Source organism: Mesorhizobium sp. B3-1-7, assembly GCF_006439385.1.
Classification (GTDB): Bacteria; Pseudomonadota; Alphaproteobacteria; order Rhizobiales; family Rhizobiaceae; genus Mesorhizobium.
Genome location: NZ_VFTL01000008.1, coordinates 34,008 through 51,953 on the forward strand (window position 1 = coordinate 34,008; position 17,946 = coordinate 51,953).

Below are 17,946 nucleotides of genomic sequence, written 5' to 3' on the forward strand. Positions count from 1 at the left end.
TGCCTGCCGGCATCCTCTCCCGTATAGTGACGGGGAGAGGGCGCTCTCGCGAGCGGTTTCGCCAGTCGCCGGCACAGCATGGTCGCGGTCCTGGTGGAGCCCATGCACTATACAAGTGAGGCCGCAAGAAGTACGAACGCCCAGATATCCTTTGGCTGGCGCAGTGCCGGCCTTGTGCTCCACGACGAGCACAGAACCCCGAATTCCGAAAGAAGAAAATGTCCAGTTTCGAAACGATCGTTCCTGCGCTGGCGGAGGCGCTGGAAAAGCGCGGTTATTCAGCGCTGACGCCGGTGCAGAAGGCGGTGCTGGAGACGGAGCTCGGCCAGGCCGACGCGCTGGTTTCGGCGCAGACCGGATCCGGCAAGACCGTCGCCTTCGGCCTCGCCGTGGCGCCGACCCTGCTTGGCGGCGCTGAGCGTTTCGCCGGCGCCGGCGCGCCGCTGGGGCTGGTCGTGGCGCCGACACGCGAGCTGGCGCTGCAGGTGCGGCGCGAGCTCGAATGGCTTTACGAACTGACTGGCGCGCAGATCGCCTCCTGCGTCGGCGGCATGGACATGCGCACCGAGCGGCGCGCGCTGGAACGCGGCGCCCACATCGTCGTCGGCACGCCGGGGCGGCTGCGCGACCACATCACGCGCGGCGCGCTCGACATGTCGGCGCTGAAGGCGGTGGTGCTCGACGAGGCCGACGAGATGCTAGACCTCGGTTTTCGCGAAGACCTCGAATTCATCCTCGATGCCGCGCCGCCCGAGCGCCGCACGCTGATGTTTTCCGCCACCGTGCCGCGCTCCATCGCCACGCTCGCCCAGGGCTACCAGCGCGATGCGGTGCGGATCTCCGCCGGCGGCGAGGAAAAGCAGCATCTCGATATCGAATACCGAGCGCTCAGCGTTGCCCAGGCTGACCGGGAAAACGCCATCATCAACGTGCTGCGCTACTACGAGGCGCAAAACGCGCTGGTGTTCTGCAACACACGCGCGGCGGTCAACCACCTGACGGCGCGCTTCAACAACCGCAATTTCTCCGTCGTGGCGCTGTCGGGCGAGCTCAGCCAGAACGAGCGCAGCCACGCGCTGCAGGCGATGCGCGACGGCCGCGCAAAAGTCTGCATCGCAACGGATGTCGCGGCGCGCGGTATCGACCTGCCCAATCTCGAGCTGGTGGTGCATGCCGATCTGCCGACCAACCCCGAGACGCTGCTGCATCGCAGTGGTCGCACGGGCCGCGCCGGGCGCAAAGGCGTCAGCGCGCTCATCGTGCCGGGCAATGCCCGCAGGCGCACCGAGCGGCTGCTGCACAATGCCGGCATCAAGGCGACATGGGCGAGCCCGCCCTCGGCCGACGATGTGCTGCGCCGCGACGACGAGCGCATTCTGGCCGATCCCGCGCTTGCCGAACCGATCAACGAGGAGGAGCGCTCCTTCATCGAGACGCTGCTCGACCAGCACGGCGCCGAACAAGTGGCGGCTGCCTTTGTGCGGCTTTGCCGCAGCAGCCGCTCGGCGCCTGAGGACCTGCTCGACGTCGCGCCGTTCACGCCTTCGCATGAAAGATTGGCGGGCGAGAAATTCGCGCGCCGGGAGGAGACACCCAGGCGCCGCGACGATTTCGGCGACAGCGTCTGGTTCTCGCTTTCGGTCGGCCGCCGGCAGAATGCCGAGCCGCGCTGGCTGATCCCGATGCTATGCCGCACCGCCGGCATGTCCAAGCGCGAGATCGGCGCCATTAAGATGCAGCCGGAAGAAACCTTCGTGCAGATCGCCGCCGACTGGGCCGACCGATTCGTCGCCGCGATCGGCCCCGACCGCAAGCTTCAGGGCAACATCGCGGTCAAGCGGATCGACGGCACGCCGGACCTGTCGCGGGCCGGCTACCAGCCGCCGAAGCCGGACAAGAAGCCGCATCGCGGCAAGGGTGCTTTCGACCAGAAGAGCCCCAGATTCGAGAAGCGGGAACCGGGCGAGCGACAGCCTGGCGGCGAGGCGAAATCTTGGGCGAAGAAGCCGGCAAAGGCGAAGTTCGACAAGCCGAAATCCGACCAGTCGGCAAAGCGCAAGAAGCAGAAGAAGCGGCCAGCGTAAGATCGCGACGGAAGTTGGAAGCCGACCCGCGGCGAGCGCCGGGTAGATCGCCAACCTCGGAGATTAGCTGAAGCGTCCGAACTTCGTCATCCACGGGCGGAGCGGGAGCGAAGCGGACGCGTAGACCCGAGGATCCATTCCGTGACCTCGCGCGAAGAGTCGCAACGGTGCGGAACGAAGGCTTTTTCTGAACCGCTGCGACGCTCATAGGTCACGGAATGGATTCCATGGTCTGTGCTGCGTCGCTTCGCTCCTTGCTCCGCCATGGAATGACGAAGGCGTGGTGGCTGCCGGCTCCCGCAACGTCGGGCTGACCGGCTGGTTTCACCCCAGGAACTTGGCGATGATGGCGTCGCCCATTTCGGTGGTGCCGACTTCCTTCATGCCTTCCGAGAAGATGTCCTTGGTGCGCAGGCCGTCGTCGAGCACGGCGGCGATCGCCGCTTCGAGCTTGTCGGCCTCGGCGACCATGCCGAAGGAATAGCGCAGGCACATGGCGAAGGACGCGATCATCGCGATCGGGTTGGCGATGCCCTTGCCGGCGATGTCGGGCGCCGAGCCGTGCACCGGCTCGTAGAGCGCCTTGCGCTTCTTGGTCTTCACATCCGGCGCGCCGAGCGAGGCCGACGGCAACATGCCGATCGAGCCGGTCAGCATGGCGGCGATGTCGGAGAGCATGTCGCCGAACAGATTGTCGGTGACGATGACGTCGAACTGCTTCGGCCAGCGCACCAGCTGCATGCCGCCGGCATCGGCCAGCATGTGGTCGAGCTTGACGTCGCTGTATCTGGCCTTGTGCGTCTGGCTGACCACCTCGTTCCACAACACGCCCGACTTCATGACGTTGCGCTTTTCCATCGAGGTGACGTGATTCTTGCGCGTGCGCGCCAGCTCGAAGGCGACGCCCGAAATGCGCTCGATCTCGAACGTGTCGTAGACCTGGGTGTCGATGCCGCGCTTCTGGCCGTTGCCGAGATCGATGATCTGCTTCGGCTCGCCGAAATAGACGCCGCCGGTGAGCTCGCGCACGATCAGGATATCCAGGCCCTCGACCACGTCCTGCTTGAGCGAGGAAGAGGCGGCCAAAGCCGGGTAGCAGATCGCCGGCCTGAGGTTGGCGAACAGCTCCATGTCCTTGCGCAGCCGCAGCAGGCCGGCCTCGGGGCGCATCTCGTAGGGCACGGCATCCCATTTCGGCCCGCCGACGGCGCCGAACAGCACCGCATCCGCCGCCATCGCCTTTGCCATGTCTGCATCGGAGATCGCCGCGCCATGCGCATCGTAAGCGCAGCCGCCGACAAGCCCCTCGTCGGTGGCGAAGCCGCTGCCGAGCTTGTCGTTCATGGCCTTGATCAGCTTCTTCACCTCGGCCATGGCCTCGGGGCCGATGCCGTCGCCGGCGAGCAGGAAGAGATTTTTCGAAGCCATGGAGAACCGTCCGGTGAGAGAATTGAACCGGCGCCTTGCTAAACGGCAAGCGCTTGCGGCGCAAGGGGACGAGCGCCGAGATCCTTCACACCCCCCTCTGCCCTGCCGGGCATCTCCCCCGCAAGGGGGGAGATCGATGCACTTCGGCCTTCGCCAATCGCCGACGTTGAAAAAGAGGAGCGGGGCGGCCAAGCTGCCAATCTCCCCCTTGCCGGAGATGTCCGGCAGGACAGAGAGGGGTGCTGTCCCGCCAGCGTCTCAAAGAAGACCGGCAGCGCCTACCGATGCGACAGAACATTCACCAGCCGGCCGAACGGGTCGCGCACATAGAAGCGACGCACGCCCCAGGGTTCATCGGCCGGGCCGTATTCGATGGCAAAACCGGCCTTCTCCATACCCGCAAGCGCCGCATCCACGTCGTCGACCTCGATCGACAGGTCCGGCACCGGCGTCCCCGATCCGCCCTCGGCCATGAAGCTCACCTGCACCTGCATCCGTTCCTCGGAGCCGTAGGTGGCGATCCAGCCCATATCCATGAGCAGATCGAGGCCAAGCACGTCACGATAGAAGCGCTTCGCCGCGGCGATGTCCCTTGTGGCGATGTTGGTTACGATGCGCCGAACCGCCATCCCTCAGCTCCTATGCCGTGCGCCGCAGCGCCGTCACCTCGATCTCGATCTTCATCTCCGGCTTGTTGAGCTGGCACACGATCATCGTCGCTGCCGGGCGGATGTCGCCGAACGCCTCGCCGAGGATCGGGAAGACCACGTCAACGAAGGCCTGGTCGGTGATGTAATAATGCGCCCGCACCACGTCGGCCATGTCGAAGCCGCCATCGGCCAGCGCCTTGGCGATGGTCGCGAGGCAATTGCGCGTCTGCGCCTCGACCGTATCCGGCATGGTCATGGTGGCATAGTCGTAGCCGGTCGTTCCGGACACGAAACACCAGTCGCCCTGCACCACCGCGCGCGAATAGCCGGCGGTCTTCTCGAAGGGGGAGCCAGTGGAGATGAGCTTGCGCATGGGGCCTCCTCGTGATGGTTGCGCCCCCTCTAGCAGGGGAAGACGGGTCTGGTCGTGGGCCAAGCCAGGCGGACCGTTGTCAGGAAAGGTAAGCGCGACATGGGTGATTGGCCGAAACCTCCCTCCGGTCGTCATTCCTGGGCGGAGCAAGGAGCGAAGCGACGCGCGCAGACCCTGGAATCCATGCCGTGACGTCGAAGCGCCGCAGCGTTTCAGAATTCTGCACCGTTTGCACCCTACGGTAACCGTCACGGCATGGATTCTAGGGTCTGCGCTCCGCTACGCGTCGCTCCGCCCTAGAATGACGAAGGCACGGATGGTCGCCCTAGTTCCCCTGCGCGTCGTCATAGGCCTTCTTGATGTCATCCGGCCAGTCCTTGACCGGTGGCCAGGCGTGCGGCTCGCCATTGTCGCCGCGGCGGGCGAAATAGACTTTCTGCTTGGCCGGGTCGACCGCCATGAAGCCGTCATTGCCGCCGCAGTCATGCGGCACGCAGCCGGTGGCGTAGAAGGTGCCCGAGGCCGTCTTTTCGGTGCCGCCACCGACCAGCAGGCTGGTCGCCATGTCGGGCATGTCCTTGCCGAGCAGCGCCTGTCCGGCCTTGTAGACGGCCTCGTTGTGGAAGGCGTCGATGATGTTGTCGTATTTCGACGGGTCGACATCCTTCCAGCCGGTGCCGGGTTCGGGCGTGTAGGTCAGGTTGCCGGAGGTCGTCAGCCCTTCCGTAGGCGACCATTGCAGCGCCGGCTTGGAATCGCCCGGCAGCAGATAGGGCACGAAATAGATGGCGCTGTCGGAGACTGCCGCCGGCGGCGCGCCGCATTCGTCCTGCTCGACCGTGGTGGTCTGGATCTCGCCGTCCTTCGGCTTCCAGACGATGACCTTGGCCGGCCCGCACTGGTTGCCGCCGTCGCCGACATCGACCAGCGCCACGTTGACGTCGCCGATCTTGACGATCCTGTCGAAGAAGACGTCGTAATTGCTGGCCAGCTGCTTGCCGTCATAGGACAGCACCTTCTCGCCGTCCTGCTCCGGCTGCGTGATGGTGAGCTGGCCGCCTTCGAACGGGATCGGCGCCTGCTTGTCGTCATCCGACGCGGCCTGGTCGCTGCCCGATCCCTGGTCGGATGCGCCTTGATCGGCGGCCGGCTGGTCGGACGTCGCGGGCGCCGGCTGCGTGGCCGGCGCGGCGGTCTGCGCATTCGCGCCGATTGTGGCGAGAGCGAGTGCCACCGAAGCAGCCAGAAGCGAGCGTGTCATGACTGTCCCTCCATTCAGCCGCCACGAACCCGGCCTGCCATGGCCGGGGCCTATCGATATAGCTTAGGTGCTCAGGCCCAGGGGCGCTGCTCGGCATTCTTCTTCTCGAAGGATGCGATGGCGCCGGCCTTCTCCATGGTCAGCCCGATGTCGTCGAGGCCGTTCAAGAGGCAATGGCGCTTGAAGTCGTCGAGGTCGAAGGTCACCACGCCGCCGTCCGGCCCGCGGATTTCCTTGGCTTCCAGATCGATCGACAGCGTCGCGTTGGAGCCGCGCGAGGCGTCGTCCATCAGCTTGTCGAGGTCTTCCGGGCTGACGGTGATCGGCAGAATGCCGTTCTTGAAGCAGTTGTTGTAGAAGATATCGGCGAACGAGGTCGAAATCACGCAGCGGATGCCGAAATCGAGCAGCGCCCAGGGCGCATGCTCGCGGCTCGAGCCGCAGCCGAAATTGTCGCCGGCGACCAGGATCTGCGCCTTGCGGTAGGCCGGCTTGTTGAGCACGAAATCCGGGTTCTCCGAACCGTCCTCGTTGTAGCGCATCTCGGCGAACAGGCCGGTGCCGAGCCCGGTGCGCTTGATCGTCTTCAGATAATCCTTCGGGATGATCATGTCGGTGTCGACATTGACGATCGGCATGGGCGCGGCGACGCCGGTGAGCTTGGTGAATTTATCCATGATCCTTGCCCGTCTTCTTGGCTTGCGGGGAGTTTTGCGGGACGGTTTACACAAAGCCGGCGGCAAATGAAAGGCAACTGTTCGTGCGCGGGCCTTGGGCCAAGTCGAGCATGGCATGCGCGCCGGAGCTGCAATACCTAAAAAACGGCTTCGAAATCCTGGCCGGCTGGTGCAGTCTGCGATCATGGTTGAGCCTTCCAAAGTCCTTTACGCCAGCGAGCCTGCCCTCGACGTCGCCGAATTCCGCCGTGTGCTGATCGAATCCGGCCTCGGTGAAACACGGCCCGTGGACGACGAAGCGCGCCTTAAGACAATGCTCGGCAATGCCAATCTGGTGCTGACAGCGCGGCTCGACATCGAGGGCAAGCCGCTGATCGGCGTCGCGCGCGGCATCACCGATTTTTCCTGGGTCTGCTACATCTCCGAACTCGCCGTATCCGCTTCGGCACAGGGTCTCGGCGTCGGCAAGGGCCTGATGGACGAAGCACAGCGCCACCTTGGCCCTTCCGTCGCCATCAGCCTGATCTCGATGCCCGACGCCGTCGGCTTCTACGAGCGCATCGGCATGACGCGCATGAGCGACGCCTTCTGGTTCTCCCGCAAACGCTGACCTGAACCGCCACCGATATCGGAGCCGACTCCTGCCTGGAACCGGCGAGCCAGATCGACCCCCACTCCGTCGAGCTTCGCTCGACACCTCTGCCCCGATCGACCGGGGAGAGGAACCGTGCGAGGTCGCCGACCCTGGCTCCCTTCCTCTCCCTCCGGAGGGGGGAGAGGTGGCGCTGCGAAGCAGCGACGGAGTGGGGGAAGGCGCTGCTCAAAAGCGAAGCCACCTCAAGACAGGCACAATCCGGCAAGCAAGAAAACTTAGGCAAGCAGTCATCAGGCGGCAGAATATTTTTGCCACCGCTTGACATGCAACCAAATGGTTGCATATTAGAGCCATGAGCATGGATGCCGTCTTTCGCGCTTTGGCCGACCCGACCCGCCGGCAATTGCTGGACAGTCTCCATGCCCGGAACGGGCAGACGCTGAACGCGCTCTGCGAGCACATGGAGATGACGCGCCAGGCGGTGACCAAGCACCTGGCGATCCTCGAGGAGGCCAACCTCGTCACCACCATGCGCCGCGGCCGCGAGAAGGAGCACTACCTCAACCCCGTTCCGATCAACGAGATCGCCGAGCGCTGGATCGGCAAGTTCGAGCGGGGGCGGCTTGCTGCCCTCAGCCACCTGAAGCAACGCCTTGAAAGGGAAGAGCCGTGAGCGAGAACAGCTTTGTTTATGTCACCTATATCCGCACGACGCCTGAAAAACTTTGGCAGGCGCTGACCGATCCGGAATTCAACCGGCAGTTCTTCCTCTGCTCCTATCAGGAGAGCGACTGGAAGGTCGGCTCGAGCTGGAAACTGATCTTCCCCGACGGGCGCGTCGCCGACTCGGGCGAGATTCTCGAGGTCGACCCGCCAAAACGCCTGGTCATCAAATGGCGCAACGAATGGATGCCCGAGGTCAAGGAGGACGGCTACACCCGCTGCACCTTCACCGTAGAGCCCGACGGCGAGTTGATGAAGCTCGCCGTCATCCACGAGGCCGACGGCCCGCACAGGCTGATCCCGAACGTCTCCAAGGGCTGGCCGCTGGTTCTGGCGAGCCTCAAGAGCCTGCTTGAAACCGGCAAGGGTTTCGAGCGCCCGCCGTCAAAGGGGTGAACGTTCGTTTCGGATACGAGACAATCCTTGGTGGGATTGAATCTGATGCTTCACTTGTCGTTACCGCAAGCCATGGCGAATGCAGACACGGTCATGGCCTCGGCCGAGCTTTGCGCCTCACCGGGCGAGGTTATCGCGGCGCTGGTCACCAGTGAAGTCGAGCGCTGGTGGGGTTCGCCCGAAACCTACCGCATGACCGACTGGTCCGCCGATCTGCGCGTCGGCGGCGGTTGGAACGTCACGGTGCAGGCCGCCGACGGCAGACACCTCCCCGCCGGCGGAAAATTCCTCGAAATCGAGATGCCGCGCCGCATCGTGCAGACGCGGCGCTACGATTGGGACCATCCGGCGCTGGGGCATCACGAGACGACGGTGGCCTATCTGCTTGAGCCGATCGGCGGCGGCACGCGGCTCACCGTCTGCCATGGCGGCTTCGCGGGTTTCCCGGATGCGGCGGCCGAACATGCCGAAGGCTGGGCGCGGGTGCTTGGATGGCTGCAGGGCTATTTTGCCGGCGCGGCCGCCCCTTCGCCCCTTGTGCCCCTTGTGGGGGAAGGGAGCGCTGACGCTAGATCACATTCAATTCCCTGAACGCCCTTCCCTCCGCCACCCGTTCATATCCAAACGCCCTGCAGTCCACCGTCCTGTACCCGCCATGCACGATCAACTCGGCGAGCGACTTGCCGACCGCCGGCGCCTGCTGCAGGCCGTGGCCGGAGAAACCGTTGGCGAAGAGGAAGTTCTCGACCTCCGGATGCGGCCCTATCACCGCGTTCTGGTCGAGCGTGTTGTAGTCGTAATGCCCGACCCAGGCGCGCGTCGGCTTGATCGCTTCGAAAGCCGGGATGCGGGCGGCTAAGGTCGGCCAGATCACCTCTTCGAACAGCGGCCAGTTGACGTCGAAGTCCTTCGGGTCGGGCGCGACATCGCCCTCCTCCGGCTCGGCGCCGCCGGTGAGGTAGACGGAGCCTTCCGGCCGCACATAGATGCCCGACGGATCGACCAGCAGCGGCATGTCGGCATATTTCTCGCGCGCCTCGAAGACGAAAACGTTGCGCTTGCGCGGCTCGACCGGCAGCGCAAGCCCGGCAAAACCCGCCACCTTGCCGGCATTCGGCCCGGCGGCGTTGACGACAATGCCCGCTTCCAGCGTCTCGCCATTGTCGAGGCTTACACTGGTGACGCGATTGCCCTCGCGCGAAATGCCGGTGGCGGAAGCCGCGATGAAATCGATCTTCTTGTCGCGCAGCGCCTTGCGGAACAGCGCCAGCAGCGCATGCGCGTCGAACCAGCCCTCGCCGCTGCGGCCAAAGGCGCCGGCGGTGATGCCTTCGACCGACAGCCACGGGAAGCGGCGCGCCAGCTGCCCGGGGTCCTCGAGCAGGATATCGGCGCCCTCGGCGACCTGCGTCTCGTGATTGGCCTTGAGGATCGGTAGGCCGGCCTCGCCGGCGAGGATGAGGTAGCCGCCCTCGCGAAAGCCGATATCGGCGTCGGCGCCGAAAATCTCCTTCAGCCGCCGGAACAGTTTCAGCGTGAACTGCGACAGGCGGATGTTTTCCGGGATGGAGAATTGCTGACGGATCGAGGCGAGCGACAAGGTCGTCGCCGCGTGCGGAAACTGCGGATCGCGCTCGATCAGCGCGATCGAGCCGGTAAAGCCCTCATCGCGCAGGTAGTAGGCGACCGAGGACCCGACGATGGCTCCGCCGATGATGACGATGTCGTAGCGCATTTTTTCTCCGATCATTCGGTCGCGTCTTCACGCAACCGGCAAGTCGATCTCGAAGCGCGTGCCGCGCTCGGAGTCAACCAGCCTGATCGTGCCATCATGCGCTTTCAGGAGGGCCAGTACGATGCCGAGCCCCATGCCGGTGCCGCCGGACTCGCGCCGCGTGGTGAAGAACGGCTCGAAGATCCTGGCGCGGTTGGCGGCCGAGATGCCGTCGCCGTCGTCGCCGATCTGGACCGACACGCGCTCGCCATCGGCTGAGGCATGGATCGCCGCCTGTCGGGCGCCATGCCTCGCCGAGTTGTCGATGAGGCTGGCGAGCACGATGCCGAGATTCTCGGCCGAGATGCCGAGCCTGATGTCGCCGCCGCCTTCAAGCCGCGCTTCCAGCCTGGTGTCGATCGGCAACGATGCCAGGGCCGCATGAAGCGTCGTGCTGTCACCGCTCGGTTCCAGGTTCTCGGCGCGCGCCAGGTCGAGCAGCCGGCGCACCAGGAGATTGAGCCGCCCGGCGTCGGTGACGATGTTGTTGGAGAAGCGCCGCCGCTCGGCCTCGTCCATCGCGCCGCCGGAATCCCTGAGCAGCTCCGCCGCGCCCTGGATCGCCGTCAGCGGCGATTTCAATTCATGCGAGACATGGGTGGCGAAGGTCTGGATGCTGTCGGAGCGCGCCTGCAGCTTTTGCGCCATGTCGAGGAAGGCCGCGGACAGCGCCGCCATCTCGCGCGTGCCGTGATGGTCGAGCGGCCTGATTGCGTCGCGGTCGCCGGCGGCGATGCGCTTCGTGCGGTCGATCAGCGCGTAGATCGGCCGGCTGACGGTGCGGATGAACACCAGCGCGATCAAAAGTGTGCCGCCGAGGATGGCGATGGCCGCCAACGTCACCTTGCCGCGCTCGCCATAGAGGTGCTTGACGATGTTGTTCGGCGTTCGCGACAGGTACACGACGCCGGCGACCCGGCCGTCGAGCTCGACCGGCATGGCGACGAAGACGCGCACCTTGGTGCCGCGGCTGACCGAATAGAGCGGCGGGGTCGGCTGGTCGGGGATGCGCAGCCTGAGCTCGCTGGCATAGGTGCCGGAAAGCGCGGTCCGCACCTCTTCGATCTGGCCGAGCGACTGGCCGACCTCGTCGCCACCGGCGATCACCACGCCGCGTGGATCGAGCAGCCGGAAGCCGGCGAGCGTCGTTTTCTGCGTCTCGTCGAGAATGCCGTCGAGCCGCGCGCCTATTGCCGCGAAGGCGGGATCGGGCGTGGCGGGAAGCGCCGCCGGCCGCGACGGCATGACATCGTCCGAGGCAAGGTCGAGGCGCGGCTCGATCGGATCATAGGGATAGTTGTTGTCCCTTGCCGGATCGGCCGAGACCGGCGCCCCCAGTCTTTCCGGGGCGATGCCGGCCGCGCGCACCTCGCTGGCATAGACGGCGGCGACGACCGCCCCTTGCGCGATCAGCTCGCCCTCGGTCTGGCGGATCAGCTGGTTCTCATAAAGCCGAAAGAAGAACAGCCCAACCAGCGGCAACGCCATGACCAGGATCAAGATGACGACGACGACGGTGGCGAGCCGCGGCCGCCACCTTTCCTTGCTCAACCACCGCATCGGCCGAGCCGGAAGCCGACGCCATGCACCGTCGCGATCGCATCGATGCAGCCGACCGCGGCCAGCTTGGCCCGCACGTTGCGGATGTGGCTGTCGACCGTGCGTTCCGAGACATGAATGTTGGAGGCATAGGCATTGGCCATCACCGCGTCGCGGCCAAGCACGTGCTGCGGACGGGCGAGGAAGCCTTTCAGGATCGCGAACTCGATCGCCGTCAAGGTGAGCGGCTTGCCGCCGAAACTTGCTTCATGGCTTGCCGGGACGAGCATGAGCTTGCCATGCGTGAATTCACGATCGTCCGCCTCTTCCTCCGCGGCGGCCGGCCGCGCGCGCCGCAGGATGACATTGACGCGGGCGACCAGCTCGCGCGGGCTGAACGGCTTGGTCACATAGTCGTCGCCGCCCATCTCCAGACCCAGAATGCGGTCGATCTCTTCATCCCGCGCGGACAGGAACAGCACCGGCACGTCGGATTTTTGCCTGAGCCTGCGGCAGACCTCGAGCCCGTCCATCTCCGGCATGCCGATGTCGAGCACGATGAGGTCGGGCGCGCGGCGCTCGACCGCCTGGAGTGCTGCGGCGCCGTCGGCGACGGCGGCCGTCTTCATGCCGGCCTTTTCCAGCGCGAAGCAGATGATCTCGCGGATATGCGGGTCGTCGTCGGCGACGAGGATATTGTGTGGCATCGATCAATGGCCCGGTGCGGACGGTTGCACAGATGGAGGAAGCACGAGCGGGCCTCTGTTGTCGAGAACCCGTACCAGCCGCCAGTCGCGAAAGCTCCAGGCGCGCCATTTCTTTTGTTCGGCGAGATAATTGTCGATCATCACCTGGTCGGCCAGATAAGTGGTCGGCATTCCGATCTTGTGTGTGTGGTAGCGGTCCAGCGCCGGCATGGCGACAGCGCCGAGCGAATGCAGATACGGCGTGTCGAGCGGAGTGCCGGATCCGGTCATTTCCAGGGAATGGTCGACATTGAAGTTGGCGATCGTTGCTGCGAAGTTGACGAAGCAGCAGGCATAAAGCGTCGCCGATAGTGTCACAAGATTGGCGGAAAGCAGCCATTCGCCGGATTTTTGAAGCGCGATGCGGGCGACGATGAGGGCCAGCCCCGCCGCCACCAGTCCCATCCAGATGAAGGCGGCGATGCGCAGATAGGTGAGCGCATAGACGTCGATATAGAGATCGAGCCGCAGCATCGAGGAGATCACCAGCGCGATGTTCTGCGCCACCCAGAGATAGACCAGCCCGCGGATCAGCGGATCCCGGGACGTCTCGCTGCCCGAGCGCAGCGCCGCCAGCACGAAGCCGGCGGCGAGCAGCGCGGTGGCGACCAGCGGATAGGCGCCGCGATGCGCATAGGCGGCATAGGTCATCCCGTTGGGCAGGGCGACTCCGCCCCAGAGATAGGTGGCGTCGAGCGCGCTCTGCACCGCGAACAAGCCATTGAAGACAATCAGCGCGCGCAGGATGGCCGCCTTGCCGAAGAGGATGTCCTCGGCCTTCGCCGGTCTCGCTGCAGGCGTAACAGGCAAAACGCGCCTGACACGGAAAGCGAAGCGCGGCAGGCGCGGCCGCAGGAACGCCCAGACGCCGGCAAGCACGATCAGCCAGAAGATCAGCCGCGCGAACTCGATTTTTTCGAAGAGCGCGTAGAGGTCGATCAACGACAGCCAGTGCTCGATGATCGGATTGGCGGTGCCGAACAGCGCCAGGAAGACGACGCCAAGCGTCAAGGGCATGATCCAGACGACAATCGCCGTAAGCTGAAGCCGCCGCTGGCCGAGTTCCCGCGCTGCCTTGCGCCAGCGGAAGAAGTCGCGGGCGAAGCGGAAGGGCGCTGCGATCAGGAACAGGCTGAGCTGGCGGGCTATTCGGGCAGGTTCGCCGCGCAGCCGCCCGGCCAACGACAGCGCGAAGACCGCAAGTGCCGCGACTGCGACCAGCAGCGAAAGCGGGCTGACATTTTCGACCAGCGGCAGCAGCGCGGCGAACAGCGCGGCCGGCTTCAGCCAGACCCGGCCGTCGCTGAGCGCCGCCGGATGCATGGCGACGACCGTGGCGGCGAGCACGGTCGCGAAGATGAAGACGGTGATCCCGACCGGCTGGCCGTAGAAAAGAAAATCGGCCAGCGCCACCAGCAGCGCGGCGGCGCCGACGCGGCGGCAGTAGCTCGGGACAGGCGATGTCGTGCTCGCCGGCGCCGTCACGGTCATCGTCGTCATCGCTGGGCTTTCCTGGCTGTGTTAGCGCCGCCGCATGCCGGCCGCGATCTGAACGGAAGCACCGTCGCCGTCACGCGCCGCCTTTGCGGCTCGACGAGCCACCAGCCTTCGTCGCGGAGCCGGCGCGGCAGGAACCAGCGGGATGTGTGAGGTGTTCGCATGCCGCCGGTTTCGCCGACGGACACGGTGAACGCGCGGCGGATTGGAGGAGGTTTTCCGCACAGATTTGCAGATTTGGTGCAAGACAGCCTGGCGCCGGCGCCCGAGACGCTCGAGTACGGCATCGCATATGGCGGTGCCAGCCCCTGGGATGCCGTCAAAGGCGATAGAGAGGGTTCTTGCGCGTGAAGCTGCGATCTATCCTTCGTCATTCTAGGGCGGAGCAAGGAGCGAAGCGACGCGCGCAGACCCTAGAATCCATGCCGTGACATTAGCCGTAGAATGCTGCCGTCCAGAATAGCCGTTGGCGATGGCGCCAGGTAAGATCGAAGCATGACAGGCTACGTCTACATGACCGCAAGCCAGAAAGGCGGCACGATCTATATTGGTGTCACCAACGACCTTGCTCGCCGGATGCCCGAGCAGGACGGGTTGGCAGGACAGCGTGCGCCTCCGCCCTGCCGGGCATCTCACCCTTGCGGCCCCTCAAGGAGAAGATTACTCCCCGCCTTGCCTCATCCGCCATCACCCTGCATAGATCGGCCATGGCTCAGGAACCCTGCCGCCCGCGCCGCTCGGTGCTTTACATTCCCGCCTCGAACGACAAGGCGCTCGCCAAGATCGGCGCCTTGGCCTGCGACGCCGTCATCATCGATCTCGAGGACGCCGTCCTGCCCGCCGACAAGAAGGCGGCGCGCGACAAGATTGCCCGCATTCTCGCCGGGCGCGAAAAACGCTGCGAGATGGTGGTGCGCATCAACCCGCTCGCCGGCGAATGGGGCGCCGACGACCTGTTGGCCGTGGCCAAGGCCGAGCCCGACGGCATTCTCCTGCCCAAGATCGGCACGCCGCGCGACATCCTCGAGGCGGGCGACCTGCTCGACGACAATTTCGCCCCGGACAGCGTGAAACTATGGGCGATGGTCGAGACGCCCAAGGCGCTGCTCAACATCGGCGCCATCGCCGAGCTTGGCCGCGATCCAGCGTCGCGCCTCGCTTGTTTCGTTGCCGGAACGAATGATCTGGTGAAGGCGACCGGCATCCTGGCGACGCCCGACCGGCGCTATATGATGCCTTGGCTGATGCAACTGGTGCTCGCCGCGCGGGCCGGCGGCCTCGACGTGATCGACGGCGTCGCCAATGATTTTCGCGACCTCGACGCCCTGGCGCGCGAATGCGCCGACGGCGCGGCCATGGGTTTCGACGGCAAGTCGCTGATCCATCCCGCCCAGATCGAACCGGCGAACCATGCCTTTTCGCCGTCGCCCGAGGCGCTGGCCAGGGCGCGTGCGATCAGGGATGCGTTCGCGCGGCCCGAAAATGCCGGCAGGGGCGTGATCGCGATGGACGGCCGCATGGTCGAGCGGCTGCATCTGGCGGAAGCCGAGAAACTTCTGGCGAAGGCGATAATCATCGGCGCATGATGCGCCGATATTCAAGACAGGCTCGAAAATGAAACTCTACCGCTTTCTGTCCGGCCCGGACGATTCAACCTTCTGCCACAAGGTGACGGCGGCGCTGAACAAGGGCTGGCACCTGTTCGGCTCGCCGACCTACGCCTATGACAAGAAGACCAAGTCGATGCGCTGCGGCCAGGCCGTGGTGAAGGATGTCGAAGGCCAGGACTACGGCCCGGACACCAAGCTCAGCGACTGGTAGAAAGGGCGGCAGCCCCCAACTTCGTCATTCTAGGGCGGAGCAGGAGCGAAGCTCCGTCGCGAAGACCCTGGAATCCATGCCGTTACCTGAGCCGAAAGGCGCAGCGGATCAGAATATAGGGGACGTTTGCGGGTGTCGGGCGGCAAGCGTTCCGTTCTGCACCGCGGGTTTGGTGTTGATGGAACGGCATGGATCCTAGGGTCTGCGCGCGTCGCTTCGCTCCTTGCTTCGCCCTAGGATGACGAAGTGCGCGCTCAGCCCGCCGCCGCCTGCTCGGCCGCCTCCTCGATGCGCTCCATGTCGTCGTCCGACAGGCCGAAATGGTGACCGATCTCGTGGATCAGCACGTGGGTGACGATGTCGCCCATCGTCTCTTCGTTCTCGGCCCAGTAGTCGAGTATGGCGCGGCGGTAGAGCGTGATGCGGTTCGGACCTTCGCCGGTCTGCGGGTTCCAGCGCTCGGCGATGCCGCGTCCCTCGAACAGGCCGAGCAGGTCGAAGGGCGTCTCCAGCGACAGATCGTCCATGATCTCGTCGGTCGGGAAATCGGCGATCTGGATGATGATCTCGCCGGTGAGCTTGCGGAATTCGTCCGGCAGATGGGCATAGGTCTCCAGCGCCAGAAGCTCCATCTCGTCCATCGACGGGGAGAGCTGGTCGTGCCAGGTGCGTGTCTTGTAGATGCGGGCCATGAAATTTCCTTTGATCCCGGCATATAGGCTTTCGCGCCGATAGAGGCAAATGAGCCGGCTGGGCGTTCGCTTTCAGGGTAAAGGGCGAAGGAATAAATTCTCAATTATATACTTGACAAAGCAGGCGCCCCTTGGGATAAATGAATCCAAGGAGTTAGCCAAATGCGCCTCGATAGCCCGATCTTCCAAGATACCGAAGCCGCCCGCGAGCATCTTGAGGCTCAGCGCTGGCCGGAAGGTCCGAACTGCCCGCATTGTGGCAACGCTCGCCCGGATCGCATCAAGAAGATGGAAGGCAAGGCTCACCGTCCCGGCCTGTACAACTGCATGGAATGCCGCGAACAGTTCACCGTTACTGTCGGAACTGTTTTTGAGCGCTCTAAGATCGCTTTGAATAAGTGGCTCCTGGCGACGTTCCTCATGGCTTCGTCCAAAAAGGGCATGAGCGCTCACCAGCTGCACCGTATGCTTGGCGTCACCTACAAGACCGCTTGGTTCATGGCGCACCGCATCCGCGAAGCGATGGCAGAAGACGTTAAGTCGTCCGGTCCGCTTGGTGGCGAAGGCAAGACCGTCGAAGCCGACGAAACCTATTTCGGCCGCCGCGAAGACGGCTATGTTTCGCCGCACCGCAAGGGCCTGCCCTACCTCAAGCGCAAGAAGCCGATGAAAAACGCTGTCGTCGGTCTGGTCGAGCGCGGCGGCAAGGCCCGTATGTTCCATGTCCAGCACGCCAATAAGGCGGAAGTCCGCGAAGTGCTGGTCCGCAACGCCGACCGCAAATCCACGCTTTACACCGACGAAAGCAACCTCTATCCGGTCACCGGGCTTGAGTTCGCCAATCATGACACGGTGAAGCATTCAGCCAAGGAATATGCTCGCGGCGATGTCCACACCAATACCATCGAAAGCGTATTCTCAGTCTTCAAGCGCGGCATGGTCGGCACGTACCAGCATTGCGGCGAGGCTCATTTGCATCGCTACCTTGCCGAATTCGATTTCCGCTACAACCGTCGCCCGCCTTGAATGTTTCGGATACGGAACGCCACGACCAATTGCTAGCCATGATCGAAGGCAAGCGCCTCACCTATCGGCGGATTGGTGAAGCCCAGAACGCTTAAGCAGAAGGCACGAAGGCTTATCTTTTTGAGGAAAAGGAGGGCGAAGCCTTAACGACTTTCGCCTTTCTCTTTTCCGCCTGACTCTGCTTACTCTTGTCGCTATCGTGCGGCGCTGGTGGCGTCTTCAGCATCCGCTTAAGCGTTTCGTTGAACTTGGCTTCATCAGTTTGCTTTTGGTCTGGTGCGTTCATGATACCGAAATCCGTTCATCAAGCGGCTCAACGGCTACACTCAGCTCAAGACGCCCTCGCCGCATTTGACGCGGCCGACACAGCGTCCGATGTTGAAGCCGCTCGCCGCCATTGGTGGAGCTTTCTCGTCGGCGTATCTGGAGCTTATTCGAAACTGGAACAGGGGGCAAAGTGCTGCGGGCGGTGTACCGCATGGTTTGGTCGCGTAAAACATCTGCGAAGGACAGACCCATTGTTATCCTACCTTCACCACGCGCGCGACTCCGATACACATGGATTGGCAGACGTGACTGCTAGCGTACCGCAAGGTTTTTCGATCAAGACTAGCGGCGCATTTGGGATGGGTGAGTCTGGCATTGATTTCAAATTCAAGAACCA

General features: G+C 64.3%; 18 protein-coding genes and 2 pseudogenes. 9 read left to right on the plus strand and 11 right to left on the minus strand.

The window, feature by feature from the left end:
• The first annotated feature begins 218 nt into the window (after positions 1-218).
• The gene (locus FJ417_RS08810) at positions 219-2,084 is read left to right on the plus strand and encodes a DEAD/DEAH box helicase (RefSeq protein ID WP_140783182.1); all 1,866 of its coding nucleotides are present in this window, start codon (positions 219-221) and stop codon (positions 2,082-2,084) included.
• A 324-nt stretch (positions 2,085-2,408) separates the two neighbouring features.
• On the opposite strand, the gene leuB is transcribed toward FJ417_RS08810, so the two are convergent.
• The 5 genes from leuB to leuD all read right to left on the minus strand — a co-directional run bounded on the left by leuB (position 2,409) and on the right by leuD (position 6,473).
• Positions 2,409-3,512, minus strand: coding sequence for a 3-isopropylmalate dehydrogenase (gene leuB / locus FJ417_RS08815; protein WP_140783183.1), 1,104 nt, complete (start codon positions 3,510-3,512; stop codon positions 2,409-2,411).
• A gap of 278 nt (positions 3,513-3,790) precedes the next feature.
• Positions 3,791-4,141, minus strand: coding sequence for a VOC family protein (locus FJ417_RS08820; protein WP_140783184.1), 351 nt, complete (start codon positions 4,139-4,141; stop codon positions 3,791-3,793).
• Between the two features lie 10 nt (positions 4,142-4,151).
• Positions 4,152-4,535: a RidA family protein gene (locus FJ417_RS08825; RefSeq protein ID WP_140783185.1), complete on the minus strand. Its 384-nt coding sequence runs from the start codon at positions 4,533-4,535 to the stop codon at positions 4,152-4,154.
• 325 nt (positions 4,536-4,860) lie between these two features.
• On the minus strand, positions 4,861-5,796 hold the full coding sequence (locus FJ417_RS08830; RefSeq protein WP_140783186.1) for a hypothetical protein: 936 nt from the start codon (positions 5,794-5,796) through the stop codon (positions 4,861-4,863).
• Positions 5,797-5,867: 71 nt separating this feature from the next.
• Entirely contained in the window at positions 5,868-6,473 is a 606-nt protein-coding gene (gene leuD / locus FJ417_RS08835) for a 3-isopropylmalate dehydratase small subunit (RefSeq protein ID WP_140647189.1), read from the minus strand.
• Positions 6,474-6,657: 184 nt separating this feature from the next.
• On the opposite strand from leuD, the gene FJ417_RS08840 reads away from it, so the two are divergent.
• From FJ417_RS08840 to FJ417_RS08860, 4 genes are all read left to right on the plus strand, one after another.
• Entirely contained in the window at positions 6,658-7,083 is a 426-nt protein-coding gene (locus FJ417_RS08840) for a GNAT family N-acetyltransferase (RefSeq protein ID WP_140783187.1), read from the plus strand.
• A gap of 337 nt (positions 7,084-7,420) precedes the next feature.
• Positions 7,421-7,741, plus strand: coding sequence for a metalloregulator ArsR/SmtB family transcription factor (locus tag FJ417_RS08850; protein ID WP_140647191.1), 321 nt, complete (start codon positions 7,421-7,423; stop codon positions 7,739-7,741).
• Positions 7,738-8,187 carry an SRPBCC family protein gene (locus FJ417_RS08855; RefSeq protein WP_140783188.1) on the plus strand — a complete coding sequence of 150 codons (450 nt, stop codon included), beginning with the start codon at positions 7,738-7,740 and terminating at the stop codon, positions 8,185-8,187. Before FJ417_RS08850 ends, FJ417_RS08855 begins: the two co-directional genes overlap by 4 nt.
• Before the next feature lie 72 nt (positions 8,188-8,259).
• Entirely contained in the window at positions 8,260-8,778 is a 519-nt protein-coding gene (locus FJ417_RS08860; protein ID WP_246687420.1) for an SRPBCC domain-containing protein, read from the plus strand.
• Here the strand turns inward: FJ417_RS08860 and FJ417_RS08865 are convergent.
• From FJ417_RS08865 to FJ417_RS08880, 4 genes are read right to left on the minus strand one after another with little or no spacing between them, the layout of a single operon-like run.
• A complete protein-coding gene (locus tag FJ417_RS08865; RefSeq protein WP_140783190.1) occupies positions 8,756-9,922 on the minus strand; it encodes an FAD-binding oxidoreductase in 1,167 nt (388 codons plus the stop codon). The genes FJ417_RS08860 and FJ417_RS08865 overlap by 23 nt on opposite strands.
• Positions 9,923-9,949: 27 nt before the next feature.
• Positions 9,950-11,521, minus strand: coding sequence for a HAMP domain-containing sensor histidine kinase (locus FJ417_RS08870; RefSeq protein ID WP_140783191.1), 1,572 nt, complete (start codon positions 11,519-11,521; stop codon positions 9,950-9,952).
• Positions 11,509-12,207 (minus strand): response regulator transcription factor, encoded by a 699-nt coding sequence (locus tag FJ417_RS08875; protein ID WP_140783192.1) that lies wholly within the window; start codon positions 12,205-12,207, stop codon positions 11,509-11,511. The genes FJ417_RS08870 and FJ417_RS08875 overlap by 13 nt, the downstream gene beginning before the upstream one ends.
• Positions 12,208-12,210: 3 nt before the next feature.
• Positions 12,211-13,746, minus strand: coding sequence for a DUF4173 domain-containing protein (locus tag FJ417_RS08880; RefSeq protein ID WP_246687421.1), 1,536 nt, complete (start codon positions 13,744-13,746; stop codon positions 12,211-12,213).
• Between the two features lie 492 nt (positions 13,747-14,238).
• Between FJ417_RS08880 and FJ417_RS08885 the strand changes: the two are divergent.
• From FJ417_RS08885 to FJ417_RS08895, 3 genes and pseudogenes are all read left to right on the plus strand, one after another.
• Positions 14,239-14,328 (plus strand): annotated as a pseudogene (locus FJ417_RS08885) (GIY-YIG nuclease family protein); the annotation flags it as partial.
• A 122-nt stretch (positions 14,329-14,450) separates the two neighbouring features.
• Positions 14,451-15,329 (plus strand): CoA ester lyase, encoded by an 879-nt coding sequence (locus FJ417_RS08890; RefSeq protein ID WP_140783193.1) that lies wholly within the window; start codon positions 14,451-14,453, stop codon positions 15,327-15,329.
• A 28-nt stretch (positions 15,330-15,357) separates the two neighbouring features.
• Positions 15,358-15,564 (plus strand): DUF1737 domain-containing protein, encoded by a 207-nt coding sequence (locus tag FJ417_RS08895; RefSeq protein WP_140647198.1) that lies wholly within the window; start codon positions 15,358-15,360, stop codon positions 15,562-15,564.
• Positions 15,565-15,818: 254 nt separating this feature from the next.
• Here FJ417_RS08895 and FJ417_RS08900 read toward each other — a convergent pair whose 3' ends face one another.
• Entirely contained in the window at positions 15,819-16,256 is a 438-nt protein-coding gene (locus FJ417_RS08900) for a metallopeptidase family protein (protein WP_140647199.1), read from the minus strand.
• A 162-nt stretch (positions 16,257-16,418) separates the two neighbouring features.
• Here FJ417_RS08900 and FJ417_RS08905 point away from each other — a divergent pair.
• Positions 16,419-17,377, plus strand: a pseudogene (locus tag FJ417_RS08905) (IS1595 family transposase).
• A 17-nt stretch (positions 17,378-17,394) separates the two neighbouring features.
• Here FJ417_RS08905 and FJ417_RS33065 read toward each other — a convergent pair.
• On the minus strand, positions 17,395-17,568 hold the full coding sequence (locus FJ417_RS33065; RefSeq protein WP_181183186.1) for a hypothetical protein: 174 nt from the start codon (positions 17,566-17,568) through the stop codon (positions 17,395-17,397).
• Positions 17,569-17,946 lie beyond the last annotated feature (378 nt).

Coding starts and splice junctions, on each gene's coding strand:
- FJ417_RS08900 (WP_140647199.1), bottom strand. CDS start 16,256: ATGGCCCGCATCTACAAGACACGCACCTGGCACGACCAGCTCTCCCCG.
- FJ417_RS08880 (WP_246687421.1), bottom strand. CDS start 13,746: ATGACGACGATGACCGTGACGGCGCCGGCGAGCACGACATCGCCTGTC.
- FJ417_RS08860 (WP_246687420.1), top strand. CDS start 8,260: ATGGCGAATGCAGACACGGTCATGGCCTCGGCCGAGCTTTGCGCCTCA.
- FJ417_RS08895 (WP_140647198.1), top strand. CDS start 15,358: ATGAAACTCTACCGCTTTCTGTCCGGCCCGGACGATTCAACCTTCTGC.
- FJ417_RS08830 (WP_140783186.1), bottom strand. CDS start 5,796: ATGACACGCTCGCTTCTGGCTGCTTCGGTGGCACTCGCTCTCGCCACA.
- leuB (WP_140783183.1), bottom strand. CDS start 3,512: ATGGCTTCGAAAAATCTCTTCCTGCTCGCCGGCGACGGCATCGGCCCC.
- FJ417_RS08850 (WP_140647191.1), top strand. CDS start 7,421: ATGAGCATGGATGCCGTCTTTCGCGCTTTGGCCGACCCGACCCGCCGG.
- FJ417_RS08825 (WP_140783185.1), bottom strand. CDS start 4,535: ATGCGCAAGCTCATCTCCACTGGCTCCCCCTTCGAGAAGACCGCCGGC.
- FJ417_RS08810 (WP_140783182.1), top strand. CDS start 219: ATGTCCAGTTTCGAAACGATCGTTCCTGCGCTGGCGGAGGCGCTGGAA.
- FJ417_RS08840 (WP_140783187.1), top strand. CDS start 6,658: ATGGTTGAGCCTTCCAAAGTCCTTTACGCCAGCGAGCCTGCCCTCGAC.
- FJ417_RS08865 (WP_140783190.1), bottom strand. CDS start 9,922: ATGCGCTACGACATCGTCATCATCGGCGGAGCCATCGTCGGGTCCTCG.
- FJ417_RS08875 (WP_140783192.1), bottom strand. CDS start 12,207: ATGCCACACAATATCCTCGTCGCCGACGACGACCCGCATATCCGCGAG.
- FJ417_RS08820 (WP_140783184.1), bottom strand. CDS start 4,141: ATGGCGGTTCGGCGCATCGTAACCAACATCGCCACAAGGGACATCGCC.
- FJ417_RS08870 (WP_140783191.1), bottom strand. CDS start 11,521: ATGCGGTGGTTGAGCAAGGAAAGGTGGCGGCCGCGGCTCGCCACCGTC.
- leuD (WP_140647189.1), bottom strand. CDS start 6,473: ATGGATAAATTCACCAAGCTCACCGGCGTCGCCGCGCCCATGCCGATC.
- FJ417_RS08890 (WP_140783193.1), top strand. CDS start 14,451: ATGGCTCAGGAACCCTGCCGCCCGCGCCGCTCGGTGCTTTACATTCCC.
- FJ417_RS33065 (WP_181183186.1), bottom strand. CDS start 17,568: ATGAACGCACCAGACCAAAAGCAAACTGATGAAGCCAAGTTCAACGAA.